The 15,928-nt window shown below is 62.3% G+C and carries 16 protein-coding genes; 7 read left to right on the forward strand and 9 right to left on the reverse strand.

Annotated elements, in window-relative coordinates:
- Positions 1-305 precede the first annotated feature (305 nt).
- The gene (locus ALTAJ2_RS16635; protein WP_050031488.1) at positions 306-1,445 is read left to right on the forward strand and encodes a tyrosine-type recombinase/integrase; all 1,140 of its coding nucleotides are present in this window, start codon (positions 306-308) and stop codon (positions 1,443-1,445) included.
- 117 nt (positions 1,446-1,562) lie between these two features.
- On the opposite strand, the gene ALTAJ2_RS16640 is transcribed toward ALTAJ2_RS16635, so the two are convergent.
- Positions 1,563-2,396, reverse strand: a complete 834-nt coding sequence (locus tag ALTAJ2_RS16640) for an alpha/beta fold hydrolase (protein ID WP_007107471.1) — start codon at positions 2,394-2,396, stop codon at positions 1,563-1,565.
- A gap of 410 nt (positions 2,397-2,806) precedes the next feature.
- Between ALTAJ2_RS16640 and ALTAJ2_RS16645 the strand changes: the two genes are divergently transcribed.
- Positions 2,807-3,268, forward strand: a complete 462-nt coding sequence (locus ALTAJ2_RS16645; RefSeq protein ID WP_007107470.1) for a MaoC family dehydratase — start codon at positions 2,807-2,809, stop codon at positions 3,266-3,268.
- Positions 3,269-3,278: 10 nt separating this feature from the next.
- On the opposite strand, the gene paaE is transcribed toward ALTAJ2_RS16645, so the two are convergent.
- The 5 genes from paaE to ALTAJ2_RS16665 are packed head-to-tail and all read right to left on the reverse strand — an operon-like array spanning position 3,279 to position 5,974.
- Positions 3,279-3,443 (reverse strand): 1,2-phenylacetyl-CoA epoxidase subunit PaaE, encoded by a 165-nt coding sequence (gene paaE / locus ALTAJ2_RS19850; protein WP_007107469.1) that lies wholly within the window; start codon positions 3,441-3,443, stop codon positions 3,279-3,281.
- On the reverse strand, positions 3,440-3,856 hold the full coding sequence (paaD, locus tag ALTAJ2_RS16650; RefSeq protein ID WP_007107468.1) for a 1,2-phenylacetyl-CoA epoxidase subunit PaaD: 417 nt from the start codon (positions 3,854-3,856) through the stop codon (positions 3,440-3,442). The genes paaE and paaD overlap by 4 nt, the downstream gene beginning before the upstream one ends.
- On the reverse strand, positions 3,853-4,689 hold the full coding sequence (gene paaC / locus ALTAJ2_RS16655) for a 1,2-phenylacetyl-CoA epoxidase subunit PaaC (RefSeq protein ID WP_007107467.1): 837 nt from the start codon (positions 4,687-4,689) through the stop codon (positions 3,853-3,855). The genes paaD and paaC overlap by 4 nt, the downstream gene beginning before the upstream one ends.
- A complete protein-coding gene (gene paaB, locus ALTAJ2_RS16660; RefSeq protein ID WP_007107466.1) occupies positions 4,686-5,030 on the reverse strand; it encodes a 1,2-phenylacetyl-CoA epoxidase subunit PaaB in 345 nt (114 codons plus the stop codon). The genes paaC and paaB overlap by 4 nt, the downstream gene beginning before the upstream one ends.
- A gap of 5 nt (positions 5,031-5,035) precedes the next feature.
- Positions 5,036-5,974 carry a Phenylacetic acid catabolic protein gene (locus ALTAJ2_RS16665; RefSeq protein ID WP_007107465.1) on the reverse strand — a complete coding sequence of 313 codons (939 nt, stop codon included), beginning with the start codon at positions 5,972-5,974 and terminating at the stop codon, positions 5,036-5,038.
- 84 nt (positions 5,975-6,058) lie between these two features.
- On the opposite strand from ALTAJ2_RS16665, the gene ALTAJ2_RS16670 reads away from it, so the two are divergent.
- Both ALTAJ2_RS16670 and ALTAJ2_RS16675 read left to right on the forward strand, forming a co-directional pair.
- Entirely contained in the window at positions 6,059-6,697 is a 639-nt protein-coding gene (locus ALTAJ2_RS16670; protein WP_007107464.1) for a helix-turn-helix domain-containing protein, read from the forward strand.
- 150 nt (positions 6,698-6,847) lie between these two features.
- Positions 6,848-7,168 carry an EthD family reductase gene (locus ALTAJ2_RS16675; protein ID WP_007107463.1) on the forward strand — a complete coding sequence of 107 codons (321 nt, stop codon included), beginning with the start codon at positions 6,848-6,850 and terminating at the stop codon, positions 7,166-7,168.
- Between the two features lie 11 nt (positions 7,169-7,179).
- Here ALTAJ2_RS16675 and ALTAJ2_RS16680 read toward each other — a convergent pair whose 3' ends face one another.
- A complete protein-coding gene (locus tag ALTAJ2_RS16680; protein WP_007107462.1) occupies positions 7,180-8,052 on the reverse strand; it encodes an amidohydrolase family protein in 873 nt (290 codons plus the stop codon).
- A gap of 214 nt (positions 8,053-8,266) precedes the next feature.
- On the opposite strand from ALTAJ2_RS16680, the gene paaK reads away from it, so the two are divergent.
- Positions 8,267-9,574 (forward strand): phenylacetate--CoA ligase PaaK, encoded by a 1,308-nt coding sequence (gene paaK / locus ALTAJ2_RS16685; protein WP_007107461.1) that lies wholly within the window; start codon positions 8,267-8,269, stop codon positions 9,572-9,574.
- A 514-nt stretch (positions 9,575-10,088) separates the two neighbouring features.
- Here paaK and ALTAJ2_RS16690 read toward each other — a convergent pair.
- Positions 10,089-11,789, reverse strand: coding sequence for an acyl-CoA mutase large subunit family protein (locus ALTAJ2_RS16690; RefSeq protein ID WP_050031489.1), 1,701 nt, complete (start codon positions 11,787-11,789; stop codon positions 10,089-10,091).
- A 217-nt stretch (positions 11,790-12,006) separates the two neighbouring features.
- On the opposite strand from ALTAJ2_RS16690, the gene ALTAJ2_RS16695 reads away from it, so the two are divergent.
- Both ALTAJ2_RS16695 and ALTAJ2_RS16700 read left to right on the forward strand, forming a co-directional pair.
- The gene (locus tag ALTAJ2_RS16695; RefSeq protein ID WP_007107458.1) at positions 12,007-13,641 is read left to right on the forward strand and encodes an acyl-CoA synthetase; all 1,635 of its coding nucleotides are present in this window, start codon (positions 12,007-12,009) and stop codon (positions 13,639-13,641) included.
- Positions 13,642-13,778: 137 nt separating this feature from the next.
- Complete coding sequence (locus ALTAJ2_RS16700) at positions 13,779-14,642, forward strand: 3-hydroxyacyl-CoA dehydrogenase family protein (RefSeq protein ID WP_007107457.1); 864 nt, start codon at positions 13,779-13,781, stop codon at positions 14,640-14,642.
- A gap of 2 nt (positions 14,643-14,644) precedes the next feature.
- On the opposite strand, the gene ALTAJ2_RS16705 is transcribed toward ALTAJ2_RS16700, so the two are convergent.
- Positions 14,645-15,769: an acyl-CoA dehydrogenase family protein gene (locus tag ALTAJ2_RS16705; RefSeq protein ID WP_007107456.1), complete on the reverse strand. Its 1,125-nt coding sequence runs from the start codon at positions 15,767-15,769 to the stop codon at positions 14,645-14,647.
- Positions 15,770-15,928: the final 159 nt, after the last annotated feature.

The raw sequence follows: 15,928 nt of genomic DNA on the forward strand, positions 1-15,928 counted from the left end.
GTTTGGAGAGCAATCTGAGCCAGTTCCTGTTCACTGAATCAGCCGAAACTGCACATTACAGGCCCGCTATGCCCGCTGTAGTCTCAACTTCCCCGTGCGTATGTTCTATATAGCGTCTAATAGTTTATTAGAGTATGGCTTCCGCCGCTACTGGCGTCAACTGCCCGAGAACGGCCGAATTCGGTTCCGGATCGATCACACTTGATTAGTTCGATAATCACGTGTGGTTTTATGAGAGTCCACGCCCTCCCTGAATCACGAACGATGGAATCCAGCACGAACCCGGCTCTCGAGGGTGACCGATCGTGACGGCCGAATCGACGGCGGTCGCCGAGCCGCTCGCGGCGTTCCTGCGGTCCAAAGCGAAGGGCAGCGAGGAAAGCGGGAACTATCGACGGAACCTCGAGCGCTGTATTGACGACTTCCTTGACTGGCTCGAGGCGGAGACCGGTTCGGACGTGACGTTCGCGGAGCTAGACGAACGGACGTTCCGACGGTACGCTCGAGCGCTTGCGGGACGGGATCTCGCACCGGGAACGGTTCGGACGTACTACGCACACGTCAGTGCCTATATCGGGTGGTGCGTTCGCGAGGGGCTCCTCGAGGCGAACTACGCCCAGCGGAACGTCGCGACGGAACCGCTCCCGGAAACCGACGGCCGACGATCCGGCGAGCAACAGTCGTGGACCGACGAGCATCGAGTGCGGATCACGCGCTACGTCGACGAACGAGCGCACGATGCCGCCGACGAGAAGGGACTCGATGCGATTCAGGAGTTTCGCGATCGAGCGCTCGTGTACGTTCTCTGTTATGCCGGCGTTCGCGGCGGTGAGATCTTCGCAGACCCGAAGGACGATCGTCGAAACGGCCTCGAGTGGGGCGATGTCTCGCTCGAGGATCGGACGATGACCGTCCTCGCGAAAAAGCAGGACTGGTCCGATCGGTCACTGACCGAGCAGGCTATAAAGCCTATGTTACGATACAGAAGAATACTCGATCCCGCTGGAGACGACTGGCCGGTGTTCCCGACGTTTCACCTCCCGACACTGTACGGGACGCTCCGAACGGGACTCCGGGAAGTACACGGCTGGTCGGCGGACGAGATCGAGGACTTCGTCGAGGGGTGTACCGGTCAGTCGGAGGTTTTCGACGCGCTTCGCGAGTACGAACTGACACCGTCGTCGATCAACACCGATGGCGCTCGTCGGATCATGCGCCGTCTCTGTGACGCGGCCGAAATAGACCTCGACGACGAACACGGCTACCTCGTCCCCCACGGTGGCCGTCGCGGCGTCGGCGAGGTGATGGTGCGACAGCGTGGATTCACCGCCGCCGCTCGCCTGCTGGATAACAGCGAAGCGGTGGTCCGGGAGTCGTACTCGCATATCGAAGCGAAAGAGATGGCCGAAGCCGCCGGTGACGCGTTCGTAGCGCACGATTCGTGAGAGCACCCTAGACAGAGTGTTCCCGGCCGCGCTCTTCCGACGGCGAGTACCTGCCACTTGGCTCCCGGTCCGTGACGTGTTCGTGACTCTCACAGCGATGGCGATCGGTTCCGGGCTCTATCTGTCGATGTCCCGTTCGGCGAGGAACTCCTCGAGCAACTCGAGGCAGACGGACGGCCGATCGCGGAAGATCGTATGTCCCGCGCCGTCGACGCTTCGGACTGTGGTGGTCCCGGTTGCCCACCGTCGATCCCGCGAGGGAGTCGTGTAGGAAGCGACGGTAGGGTCGGGACGAAGGAGCAGCGTCGGACAGGGCGGGTCCGGGAGGACGGTTTCCAACGGCTCGAAACCACGCTTCGTAATCCCCAGTACCTGAGACCGCACTTGCTTTCGAGCGGTGGCCAGTACGTCGGCGAAACGGGGGTACCGTGGTTCGAACTCGTCACGAAGCGATTCGTGAGTGGCGGTACTCCACCGGTCGAGCTGGGCTCGTTTGTTCGGGAGGTGATCCTCCCCGAGCGCTTCGAACAGCTGTGCGGGGTGATCCTCCAAAACGAGCGCTCGAGGCTGGAGTCCGCTCCGGGCGGTGGCACGAGCGATCGAATCCGCACCGAGCGAATGCCCGTACAGGATGGGGCGCTCGACGTTCAGGGCGTCACAGAGGGCCAGCAGATCGTCCGTCATCGTTTCCGCGTCGTAGCCCGTCTCCGGGGCTTCGCTCAACCCGTGGCCTCGGGCGTCGTACAGTATCACCTCGTGCTCGTCGGCGAACTGTGCGGCGAGCGGGGCGAGACACTGCCAATTGTCCGTGAACCCGTGTGCGAACAGCACGGGTGGCTCCTCTCCCGTGCCCGTCTTCACGAACCGATGTCGACAGCCGTTAGCTACGATCTCGCCGGAAGCCCAGTTCGACTCGAGATCCAGCTCCGACGGGTACGTGAGCCGGCTCATTGTCGATGGCCGATCACCGACTTCCCGTTCGTTCCGTCGATGGAAGGCATGCGTTCGGTCACGGCGTATTCGACGCGGTTCGACTCGCTGTCGGTCGGTTACCTATTACAATCATATGTTCGTAACTGAAGCCGACGGCTCGCCGACCTGTGGTGTCGGCCGTGCGTCGTTCAATTCCGAATAGACGGCCGAGTAGGTTATACTCTCTCCACGACATATCGTGGTTTTAATAGTGGGTCGTGATACCGTACCAGTTACGACGCTCCCGACGACGCCTCGTCACGATCCGGCAGAGCGATCCCGTCGCCTGCAATCCACGTTCCGTAGCTACCGCTTGCCTCCCTCGACCGCCGGAACCGACGTCGTTCAACCGAAGCAACTTATTTACGTGATGCTTCGGTACTACGATCATGGCCTATAGTTACGAGCCACATCACTTCGAAGACTTCGAGCCGGGTCAGGAGTTCGTAAGCGTCGGACGGACCGTCACCGAATCGGATTTCGTGATGCACTCGGCGCTGAGTGGTGACTGGACGGAACTCCACACGAACAAGGAGTACGCAGCGGAGCAGGACTTCGACGAGCGCATCGCACACGGTCCGATGACGTTCGTTCATGCGACGGGGTTCGTCTACCGAACGGGTATCGTCGAACGAACGGCCTACGCCTTCCTCGGAATGAACTACATGGACCTGCCCGAACCGGTCCACATCGGCGATACGATCTCGCTCGAGATCGTCGTCGACGAGAAAAAGGAAATCGGGGACCGCGACGACGTCGGGCTGGTCGTGCTCGACACGGAGATGACCAATCAAGACGGAACCGTCGTCTTCCAGGGCGATATGAAGTTCCTGATCAAAACGAAGCAGTAGCGGAACGCGCTCAGGCGAACTTCTCGAACGGCTGCTGGCAGTTCTCGCAGAAGTGCATCGATCGACAGAGCGAGGGTCCCTTGGGATGGTCGCGTCTCGTCTCCGTCGACCCGCAGTAGGGACACCGTGCGTCGGTCTCACCGGTCGTCGTCGTGCTCGGATCGTTCTCCGTCATACGCTAAGTCCGAAGTCCCGAAGGCTGTCTCTGCCTTCTTCGGTTACCATGCTCACGTTCCATTCCGGCGTGTACCGAAGTTCGACGGTCGCCTCGTCGACCTCCGGGACCGTTTCGGCCGCACATTTCACGTCGTTCAGCAGCATCTCTCGAGCGGGACAGCCCGTGTAGGTGAGCGTCATCGCCACGTCACAGCGACTGTCCGCGACATCGATGTCGTAAATCAGACCGAGATCGACGATACTGACGGGCATTTCGGGGTCCTCGACTTCGTAGAGGGCCTTCCAGACCTCGGCTTCGATGCCGTCCGCCTCCGATCCGGTTTTGGGATACTCGCTGGAGGGGTCCCCATCGCTGAAGTCGGTGAAGGTGCAGGCCTCGGAATCCGTCGGTGCGTTCGTCGGCATCGTCATTCCTCCGTCGCGCGGAGTTCGACAGGCGTTTCGAAATCGACCTCGCGATACGTCGCCGTGAACTCGTCGTAGAGGTCGTGCCACGCATTGGTGTGCGTCCCATAGCGACCGCGACCGTTCGGTCGTGCCACCTCGTCAGGGTCGGGGACGGCCAGCCCCAGCGCTTCCAGCGACGGCCCGATCGTTTCGAGCCACTCGGTACGCATCGCCGCGAGCGATTCGGTCCGGAACCCGAACGCGACGATATCGTCCTCGCGCGGTCCGGGATCGAACAGCGACAGCGCAGCGGGAAAGAGGTCGTCGAGCGCGTCCTGCATCCGAGCCTGCCCGTCGTCGTCCGCAGTCAGCCGCTCCAACCAGTTGGTGGCGTGTTCCCGATGGTACGCCTCTTCCTCGAGCGCTTTCCCGACGCGATCCGCCAGCGGTGCGTAGCTCGTGTCGGCTACCGCCTTGAGTCGGATCCGTTCGGCAACGTCGTAGAGATAGCCGCGGAGAACGGCATCGCCCCAGTTGCCCGCATCGAAGGGGCGTTCCACGAGTAGACTGTGGGTCCACTCGGTCGGGTCCCGCTCCCAGATACACTCCGGCTCCGTGTACCCGAGTTGCTTGAGCAGGTCGTACCACAGGCGAGCGTGACCGAACTCGTCCTGTGCGATGTTGGCGATCGCGAGGTCCGACTCGAGGGTCGGGGCGTAAATCTGCCACTCGGTCAGGCGCTCGGCGTGGACGAATTCGTCGTCGGCCAGTCGGAAGAGCAACTCCTCGACCGCGGCCTGCTGTTCGGCGGAGAGGTCCCGTCTGTCGATGGCGTCGGGTCGCGGTGTCTCGCTCATGCTTCGTTCTCCTCCTCCCGGAGCGCCTCCCGGCGCTTGCGGGCCGCTTCGCGTTGTTCGGACTCACTGTCAGCGACTTCCTCGGCGAACGAGGCGTCGATGTCGTTGTACGTCATTGCCCATCGGTATGACTTGTCGGTTCGACCGCCGAACGCGGCGTCTTCGGCGGTCACCTCTCCGATCTCGTCCCGCGGCGTGACCCAGAGGGAGTTCGTTTGCATTCGTCGGGCGTGTTGAATCCGGGCGAACAGCGTGGCCATTTCGCGATCCGGTGCGTGGACGTTGCCGACGTGTTCGTGGGAGTCGCCCGGTTCCTCCTGTCTGAATACTTCCCAAATCATCGGTTTTAGTCGGCCGCTTGTGGGGCCGGTCCGGTACTGGACTCCCACGTCTCAAGCGACTCGCGTACCCATTCGACCGCGTCCTGCCGGCGACGACGCGAGCCGATCTGTTCCTTCGAGCCCTCGTATTCGTTCCTCGAGATGGTCCAGAACTCCTCCCAGTCGAGGTCGTCCTCACGAACGGCCATCGTTCCGTCGTCCCGCTCGTAAATACGGGGATACTCCGGAATCTCCAACCCGTACTTTTCAGCCTTGGGGATATACATATTGAGGAACGACGTCCGGAGTTCGTCGTTCGTCGCCGTTTTGAGGCCGACGGCCTGGGCGAAGTCGTCGTGTACGCTCTCGTCGTTCGTCGGACCGAAGAACTGGAGGATGCGCGGCCACCACACGTCGAACGTCTCCTGCATGCGCTCTTGGGTCGCCTTGGAGCCGTTCATGAGTTCCCGAAGGATCGACTCGCCGTGTTTCACGTGGAACCCCTCCTCGAAACAGACCTTATCCATCGCATGTGCGTACGGCGTCCAACTGGTCGACTTCAGCGTCGCCTGCCGACGCATCGCACCACCATCGACGAAGAAGTCGATCATCGGTGCCTCGTACCACGAATCGACGGGATAGTGAAAGCAGTTCAGGAACTTCCCATCACCGGTCGCGAGTTCATCGAGCATCTCCGCTCGAGTTTTCACGCCCAGCGTCTCGGCAGCGCGATAGAGCAGTTGTGCGTGGCCGATTTCGTCCTGCACTTTCGCCGTGTTCGCCAGTTTCCGATCGAGCGAGGGCGCCTTTCGCGTAAACGTCTTGTCGAGGTACCCGCCCATGACCTCGCTGTTCGCGTGAAATTGGATCATTCGAGTCGCGGCTTTGCGATACTTCTCCGGGAGTTCGTCCCCCGGCCCGAACTCCCTGGGGCCTGCCCGTTCCATGACTGTCTCGAGGTCCATACGCGATACATCGTCGTATGGTACCTTACCGGTTGACCCGCGTATGTCGGGGATTTATACGACGATCCGCCGTATCGACGCGTAATGATCAGCGACTGTCTGATCGTCGAGTTCCGTATCACGGGTGACGACTGCCCGCTCGCGGAGGCGACGCGGGTGACGGGGACGGATATCGTCGCCCAGCCACCGCAGTTGCGAAGCGATGGGAACGTGCTTTTGCAGTTCAGTGCCTCGCCGCACGACGAACTCGCCGAAACGCTCGACGGCGACGGGCGAATCCGGTACCTCCACCGATCGCGAACGGAGAACCGGGATAACTTCCGCTGTCTGTCGAAACAGCCCTGTATTATTCACCAACTCATCAGCGCCGGCCTGCTGGTCGACACCATCGAGTACCGGGCCGGCGAAGCGCTGTTAACCGGGGCGGTCGTCGGTCGGGACGTCCTCGACGGCGTCATGGAAACCGCCGGCGAAACGGTCGGCGTTCGGTTGGAACGCATCTATCAACTCCACGGCGAGGACGATGAACCGGTCGCCAGTCGATGGGATCTCACACCCAGCCAGGTCGAGAGTATCCAGTACGCGCTGGAACTGAATTACTTCACCGTCCCTCGAGAGGCGGATGCGAGCGACGTCGCCGATGCGATCGGCATTAGCAAGTCGGCGTTTCTCGAGCGACTTCGCCGAGCGCAGGCCGCCCTGTTCAGGGATCTTTTCGGCTAGTGCTCCGTCCGCAGCCAATGGACATCGGTTCGCGTGTTTGCAGCCGACTCGACCCCGTCGGACACAGTTTCCGGACCCACCGTTCGAACGGGCAGTGAGATCCAGTCCCACCGATAGAGCAAAGTCGTCGGACCATGTGAGCTGACGTGTATGATAACCGTAGTCGATGTCCTCATCAGAGCGGACGGCTACACCCACGAGGAGTTCGTCGATCGCTGGCGAGGAGAGCACGTGGCGATCGCGTCGCAACTCCCCGGACTGAAACGCTACAGCACGTCAGTACCGACGGAGCCGGACGAGGCCGAGTACGACGGGGTTCTCAACCTCTCTTTCGAGAGCATCGAAGCGATGAACGAGGCGTTCGCCTCGGATGTTGGAACGGACGTCATGGATGACGCTGCCGAATTCATCGACGTCGGTGCGGGACCGCGAATGGTCGTCGAGGAGACGACCCACGTGACCGACGAGTAACCAGTGGGGGTCTAGAGGCCGAAAAATGCCTCCGCGTTCTCGAAGAGCAGTCGCTGCTGGGTCGCCTCATCGTAGTCGGTATGAGCGGCGAAGGACTCGAGCCACTCGTCCGGGTGGATCATCGGGTAGTCCGTCCCGAACATGACCTTGTCACTGAGGACCGAACCTGCATACTGCAGTACTTGCTCGTCGATGTACTTCGGCAGCCACCCCGAGAGATCCATATAGACGTTCCCCTTCTGTTGACAGACCGCGAGTTGCTCCGCTTCCCACGGGAACGCCGGATGTGCGATCAGGATCTCGAGGTCCGGATGCTCGGCGGCGATATCGTCGATGAGCAGCGGATTCCCGTGTTTGACCTTCAACCCGCGTCCGCCCGCCGAACACGCACCGAGCGTCGAGTTCCCGCCGTGGAAGACGACCGGGACTCCGAGGTCTTCGATCGTCGCCCACAGGTCCTCGTACTCGGGAGCGGACGGATCGAACCCCTGTGCGATCTGTTGAAATTTGAAGCCGGAGAGATCGAGGTCTTCGACGCACCGGATCGCTTCTTCCACGCAGTCGTCTTTGAGCGGATCGACGCTGCCGAATCCGATGAAAAAGTCGGGATATTCGTCCCGAACTTCGGCGACGTAGTCGTTTGGAACGGGCGGATTCCCGGTATTCGTCTCGGCGTCCCAGCCCAACAACACGGCGCGGCCGATGCCCGCGTCGGCGTATTCCGCCCGCATTTCCTCGTATCCCCACGTCTCGAGGTCGGTGCCGAACTTTCGAGCCGCGTCTTGCATCATCTTTCCGCCGGCTTCTTCCAGGAACTCCGCCGTCGGCTGATGAGCGTGCGTATCGATGAGCCGTTGCTCGGCTACTCCCGGGAGCTGGTCCATGTCGGGTATGTCAGGTCGAATGATAAAAACGTATGGGTCACGCGACGACCGCCCGCTCGAGCCGTTTCGTCCCCGGCTCCGAGCGGCCGTCCCGGTCGTACTGGCGGTGGAATACTTATAGCTCCCATATATTGGGGTTGTGTGATAAGTGGATGTGTACGGTATGGTAACTCGAGACGCATTCACGGGACTACCGGGAACACGATCGCCACTCATGTCACAATCACGAACGCCAATCGAGAGCAGTCACGAGTCCCTGTCGCGGGACGAACTCCGCGCGCTACAGGACAAACGACTGCGAGAGACGGTTGCATACGCGTACGAAAACGTCGAACTGTATCGGACGGCATTCGACGAGGCTGGCGTCGATCCGGCTGCGATCGACGGGGTCGATGATCTCCCCATGATTCCGATGACCACGAAAGCGGACTTCCGGACGGCGTATCCGGATGGGTTGTTCGCCGTCGACGAGAGCGACCTCCAGCGAATACACGCCTCCTCCGGGACGACCGGGAAGCCGAAAATCGTCGGGTACACGGACACCGACATCGAGATCTGGAGTGAGGTGGTCGCTCGTTCGCTCCGTGCGGCGGGTGTCCAACCGGGCGAGACGCTACAAAACGGGTACGGATACGGCCTGTTCACCGGCGGCCTCGGGCTCCACTACGGTGCGGAAAAACTCGGGGCGACGGTCATTCCGATCGGTGGCGGGCAGACACAGCGACAAGTCGAGTTGCTTCAGGATCTGGAAAGCGATGCGCTCAGTTGCACGCCGTCGTACTCGCTCTATCTGGCCGAGACCGCTCGGGAGATGGGCGTCGACGTTCGCGACCTCCCGCTCGAGACGGTCATTTTCGGGGCGGAACCGTGTACGGACCCCATGCGGGAGGAGATCGAAGAGCGCCTCGACGTTACGGGCGTCGACATCTACGGACTGTCGGAGATCATCGGCCCCGGCGTTTCGATGGAGTGTCACGAGGCCCAGGACGGCCTCCACATCTGGGAGGATCACTTTTATCCCGAAGTCGTTGACCCGAAAACGGGCGATCCTCTCGAAGAGGGTGAGGAGGGCGAACTCGTCTTGACGACCCTGACGAAAGAGGCGCTACCGGTTCTCCGGTATCGAACGGGTGATCTGACGACGCTGAATTACGACACCTGTGACTGCGGTCGAACGATGGTCAGAATGGACAACGTCACCGGGCGCGCGGATGATCTCCTGATCGTTCGTGGGATCAACCTGTACCCCAGCGAAGTGGAGGCCGTCGTCCTCGAGTTCGAGGAGATCGCACCGTTTTACCGAATCGATATCGATCGCGAGAACAACCTCGATCGGATGACACTCACCGTCGAACGGGAACCGGAGGCGACGACCGATCTCGACGACCTCCACGATCGAATCCTGCGTCGGCTCTCGAACGTTCTCTCGTTTACCCCGGATCGACTCACGATCGCCGATCCCGGCAGTATCGAGCGGACTGAAACCGGGAAAGTCAAACGCGTCTACGACCATCGGCGCTAGGGCAGTCGTCCCTGTTCAGTCCGCACTCTGCCTCGAGTCGACCGGTTATTTACTAGCCTCTCGACACGGATATCGTCTAACTCAATCCCATCGGTATCGTTTGTCGGCTGAGCGACTAGACGGGTGCTCTGTGTTGCCTTTGTGTTGGTTCTGTGCAAGAGTGATGGTGGCGACCGACTGTCCGCTCGTCCACTGTCCCACTCGCGAACTGAGAACGGAACCGGCACGCTCTCTACGATGAGGTCTCCCACTACCGTATTTCGGTTAACGTAGCCGAGTCGATCGAACGGGCCTCGTAGCGGGCAGCACTCATACGGGGAACGCGGTCGGATGATCGCGGCGATCCACCATTCTTGTATATTCTTCGCAACGACAATATCTATTGATCGTGATGTGAAACTGACTGATAGCGGGCCATGACGGCCCCGCTGCCTACATAACTAATTATTTTCTGACAAAGCCTACGAAAGCACCGCCTCGTGTCCGTCGGTCGTCACAGGGCCGCCGTCGAGCGTTAGACGGGCGTGATGTTCTCCTGGTATGATCCGTGGTGCTCCTCGAACACGTCCATGATCTCGCCCATCGATGCGTACGCTTTCACCGCGTCGATGATGAACGGCATGACGTTCTCGTCGCGGTCGATCGCGTCCGACAACGCCTCGAGCGTCGCGTCGACCGCCTCGTCGTCGCGTTCCGCTCGTACCTCCTCGAGCCGCGCGAGTTGGCGCTCGCGCGTCGTCTCGTCGACTTCGAGGATCTCCGGGGAGGTATCCTCCGCGATGGTGTACTCGTTGACGCCGACGACGACCTCCTCGCCGCGTTCGACGCGTTGCTGGTATTCGTAGCTCGCCTCGCCGATTTCGTGGTGGAAGTAGCCCTGTTCGATGCCGTCGAGAACGCCGTCTCGCATCGAGCCGTCGCCGATCTCCTTGATCTCCTCGAGATACGTCATGATCTCCGCCTCGAGTTCGTTCGTAAGCGTTTCGACGGCGAAGCTCCCGCCCATCGGATCGACGATGTCGGCCGCGCCGGACTCCTCGGCGATGATCTGCTGGGTGCGCAAGGCGACGCGGACGGCTTTCTCGCTCGGGAGCGCGAGCGCCTCGTCAAAACTGTTGGTGTGTAGCGACTGGGTCCCCCCGAGGACGCCGGCCAGTGCCTGGATCGTTACCCGAGCGATGTTGTTCAGGGGCTGCTGGGCGGTCAGTGACTGCCCCGCGGTCTGGGTGTGGAACTTGAGCCGTTTCGATTCGTCGGCCGCTGCGCCGTACCAGTCCTCCATCACGCGAGCGTAGACGCGCCGCGCGGCGCGGAACTTCGCGATCTCCTCGAAGATGGAGTTGTGACAGTTAAAGAAAAACGAGAGCAGCGGCGCGAACTCGTCGATCTCGAGCCCTCGATCGAGGCAGTCCTCGACGTAGGCGAAGCCGTCGGCGAGCGTGAACGCCGCCTCCTGGACGGCGGTCGAGCCCGCTTCGCGAATGTGATAGCCCGAGATGGAGACGGGGTGGAACCGCGGCGTTTCGTCGGTGGCGAACTCGATGGTGTCGGTGACGATATCCAGCGACGGCTCCGGCGGGATCATCCACTCCCGCTGGGCGATGAACTCCTTGAGCATGTCGTTCTGGAGCGTCCCTCGGACCTCCTCGCGCGGGACGCCTTGCTGGTCGGCCAGTGCGATGTACATCGCGTAGATGACCGCCGCGGAGGGGTTGATGGTAAACGACGTGGAAACCGCGCCGATGTCGATCCCGTCGAAGAGGATCTCCATGTCCCGGAGCGTGTCGACGGCGACGCCCTCCTTCCCGACCTCGCCCTCGCTCATCGGGTGATCCGAATCCAGCCCCATCAGCGAGGGCATGTCGAACGCCGTCGAGAGCCCCGTCTGGCCCTCGTCGATCAGGTAGTGAAACCGCTCGTTGGTCTCCTCGGCGGTGCCGAAGCCGGCGAACTGGCGCATCGTCCACGTTCGCCCGCGGTACATAGTCGGGTACGGACCGCGCGTGTACGGCGGTTCGCCGGGGAACCCGAGATCGTCGTCGAAATCGAGATCGGCGATGTCCGCCGGCGTGTAGAGCCGGTCGACCTCGTGGTTCGAAACCGTCGCGAACCGTTCCTTTCGCTCGCCGTGAGCGTCGAGCGTCGGCTCGAGCGTTTCCGCTTTCCACTCCGCTCGCCGCTCGCGGATATCGTCGAGCTCTTGAGTGTCAAACATGAGTGTGAATATCTCTGCCAGTGTTCTAAAGTCTTGCTGTCGATCGCGTGACCCGGCCCCGGTGGTGGCGGGAGTCGCTACCGCCCGCTCGGATCGAGCCCCTCCCGATCACCGAGCGGCGGTTTCGGCGGTCGAACCGTGCCAAGAGCGGGTCCGTTCCAGCAATGCGATCGGGACCGACAAAACACTAAAGACGGTATGGTATGATTGACCACCCATGGGAGTAGATTACAAGGATGCAGTCGGGAGCTTCGAATGGGACGTTCCGGAATCGTACGCGATTCCCTCAGTCGTTGCCGACCACGCCGAATCGTTCGGCGACCGCGTCGCCGTCCGCTTCCTCGACGAGGACGGGACCCGCGAGGAGCGGACGTACGCCGCCCTCCGCGACGGCATGAACCGATTCGCGAACGGACTCGAGGCACTCGGCGTCGGGCCCGGCGACCGCGTCATGCACCTCTTCCCGCGACATCCCGACGCGTTCGCCGTCCAACTCGGCGCTCTCGCGACCGGGTCCCTGCTGGTTCCCTGCTCGTCGATGCTCCGCTCGAAGGACATCGAATTCCGCGCGACCGACTGTAACGCGTCGACGATCGTCGTCCACGAGTCGCTGACCGACATGGTCGAACCGATCCTCGCGGAGACCCCCCTCGAGCGGGTGATCGTTCTCGACGGCGATGGGGGCGGCGACGGCGACCGGTGGACGACGTTCCGATCGGTGATCGACGGCCGGTCGGCCGAGTACGACGGTCCCGACCTCTCCGCCGACGATCCGATGTCGATCAACTACACCAGCGGGACGACCGGCCAGCCGAAGCCGGTCTTGCACAAACACCGCTGGCAGTACTGTTTCAATCGGATCAACGCGCCCTACTGGTGGGGGATCGACGAGGAAACCGATCTCGAGGACGAACTGCTGTGGGCGACGACCGGGACCGGCTGGGCCAAGTGGTTCTGGAGCCCGGTCGGCGTCGGCTTGACGACCGGCGCGACGCAACTCATCTACGACGGCGAGTTCGAGCCCGACACCTTCCTCGAACTGTTGGCGTCGGAGGGCGTCACCAAGCTCTGTGCCGTTCCGACCCAGTATCGGATGCTCGCCAACGCCGACCTCGAGCGCTACGACGTCGATCTCGACGATACGCTCTCGGCGGGCGAACCGCTCAATCGCGAACCGATCGAGCGCATTCGAGACGCCTGGGGCGTCACCCCGCGTGACGGCTACGGACAGACCGAGACCGTCGCCCTGGTGACGAACTATCCCGGGATCGATATCAAGCCCGGGAGTATGGGCAAGCCGACGCCGGGCGTCGGCGCGACGATCATCGACGTCGACGACGACAAGGAAGTCGAGACGGGCGAAATCGGTGAGATCGCCGTCCCGGTCGAGTCGCCGGCGATCTTCGATGGCTACTACGAGAAGCCCCAACTCGACGAGGCGAAACTCTCCGGCGACTACTATCGGACGGGCGACCTCGCCTCCCGCGACGAGGACGGCTACTTCTTCTTCGAGGGTCGGGCCGACGACATCATCATCTCGTCGGGCTATCGTATCGGCCCCTTCGAGGTCGAGGACGCGCTCGTCAGCCACGACGCCGTCGCCGAGGCCGCCGTCGTCGACAGCCCACACGAGGAGCGCGGCAGCGTCGTCAAAGCCTACGTGATCCTCGCCGACGGCTACGAGAGGAGTCCGGAACTGAAAGACGACCTCCAGACGTTCATGAAGGAAGAGACGGCTCCCTACAAGTACCCCCGCCGGATCGAGTTCACCGCGGAACTCCCCAAGACCTCGAGCGGGAAGATCCGTCGCGTCGAACTCCGCGAGAAAGAGCAGCACAAACACGGGTTATAGGGGCATGGTGTCGCCTCACTCGGCCGGATAGCACGTGATCGTCGGCCGTCGCGTTCGGTTCAACGACGGGCGACCACAGGCGTCGCCGCTGATGAGAGTCGGGAGCTTTACTATGACCGTCCGAGCATCACGGAACGATGGCTCCACAGCTAGAGACGATCGACCGCGTCGGCGTCGTCGGCGCGGGGACGATGGGCAGTGGTATCGCACAGGTCGCCGCAACCGCGGGCTACGACGTCGTGATGCGCGATATCGAACAGGAGTACGTCGACAACGGCTTCGAAACGATCGCGGACAGTCTCGAGCGGCTCGTCGCCAGGGACCAACTGACCGACGCGGACGCCGCCGACGTTCGCGATCGGATCACCGGCACGACCGTCCTCGACGACCTCGCTGACTGTGACATCGTGGTCGAGGCGGCTCTCGAGGACCTCGAGATCAAGCGCGACGTGTTCGCCGACCTCGACGAGATCTGTCGCGACGACGCCGTCCTCGCGACGAACACGAGCACGCTCTCGATCACGTCGATCGCGAGCGCGACCGAGCGGCCGGACGCCGTCGTCGGCCTGCACTTCATGAACCCGGTGCCGATCATGGAGGGCGTCGAGATCGTCGTCGGCGAGAAGACGACCGACGAGGTCACCGACCTGGCACACACGTTCGCCGAAGCGTTGGGGAAGACGACGTGGGAAGCCGACGACAAGCCCGGCTTCGTCACGAACCGCATCCTGATGCCGTGGATCAACGAAGGAATTCGGGCCTACGACGAGGGTGTCGCCTCCAAGGAGGACATCGATACGGGGATGGAACTGGGCACGAACGTCCCGATGGGACCGCTGACGCTGGCGGATCACATCGGACTCGACGTCTGTCTCCACGCGTCCGAGACGCTCCACGAGGAACTCGGCGACCGGTACAAGCCAGCCTATCTCCTCAAACGGAAGGTCGAGGCCGGCGACCTCGGCAAGAAAACGGGCGTCGGATTCTACGAGTACGAGTAACGCTACTCCGACAGGTGCCGTGAGATGACTTCCTTCTGTATTTCCGACGTCCCCTCGTAGATCGTGGTGATCTTGGCGTCACGGTAGTAGCGTTCGACGTCGAAGTCCTTGGTGTAGCCGTAGCCGCCGTGGACCTGCACCGCCTCGTTCGCGACGTCGACTGCCGTCTCGCTCGCGAAGTACTTGGCCATGCTTGCCGCCTGTGGGTCGAGCCCGTCGTCGTTCTTTCGGGCGGCGTCGCGGGTCAGCAGCCGTGCGGCCTGTACGTCGGTCTGCATGTCCGCGAGTTTGTGGGCGATGGCCTGATGCTCGATGATCGGCTCCCCGAACTGTTCGCGTTCGTTGGCGTAGCTCACGGCGGCGTCGAGGGCGGCCTGGGCGACCCCGACGGCCTGGCTGGCGATCGCGATCCGACCGCCGGTCAGGATCGAGAACGCGGCCTTCAGTCCGTCGCCGACCTCCGTCAGTCGGTTCTCTTCGGGGATGCGTACGTCGTCGAAGAGCAGCGTCGTCGTGTCGCTGGCGCGCAGTCCGAGTTTGTCCTCCTTCTTGCCGACTTCCAGCCCCGGCGTATCCTTTGGCACCAGGAACTGCGTCACGGTGTCGGGATCGTCGCGATCGGTCTTCGCGAACAGGACGACGACGCCCGCCCGCTTGCCGTTCGTGATCCACTGTTTCTTCCCGTTGATGACGTACTCGCCGTCCTCGAGTCGGGCCTCGGTGCTCATCTCCGCCGGGTTCGAGCCGGCATCGGGCTCGGACAGCGCGAAGGCACCGACCGGGCGGCCGTCGACCATCTCGGGTAGCCACTCGTCTTTGTGCTCCTGCGTTCCGAACTGGCGGATACACGAAGTCGCCAGACAGTGGACTGACAGGGCCGTCGCGACCGCCAGGTGTCCCCGCCCCAGTTCTTCGTTGACGATGCTGTACGTCACTTCGTCGGCGTCGAACCCGCCGTACTCCTCGGGAACCGTCAGCCCGGTCAGATCGAGCTCCGCGAGCCCGTCCCAGACGTCTTCCGGAAAGGTCTGGTCCGCGTCGTGCTCGTCGATCCCCTCGAGAACGTCGGTCTCGACGAACTCTCGAACCGTGTCCCGGATGAGTCGCTGTTCGTTCGTCAACTCCATACGTGGACTTTCGTGAGCGGGATAGTAAAGCGCACGATTCCGCTGGTCGCCGTCCCGAGCCGTCCGGTCGAGCGACAGCCGGTCGTCTCCGCTCGGTGCTCGACAGCGACGGTGGATTGCCCGCGTCTCGAGCGTACGACTCCGTGACCGGTGCTCTCG

Origin of the sequence: Natrinema altunense (genome assembly GCF_000731985.1) — an archaeon.
Lineage (GTDB): Archaea > Halobacteriota > Halobacteria > Halobacteriales > Natrialbaceae > Natrinema > Natrinema altunense.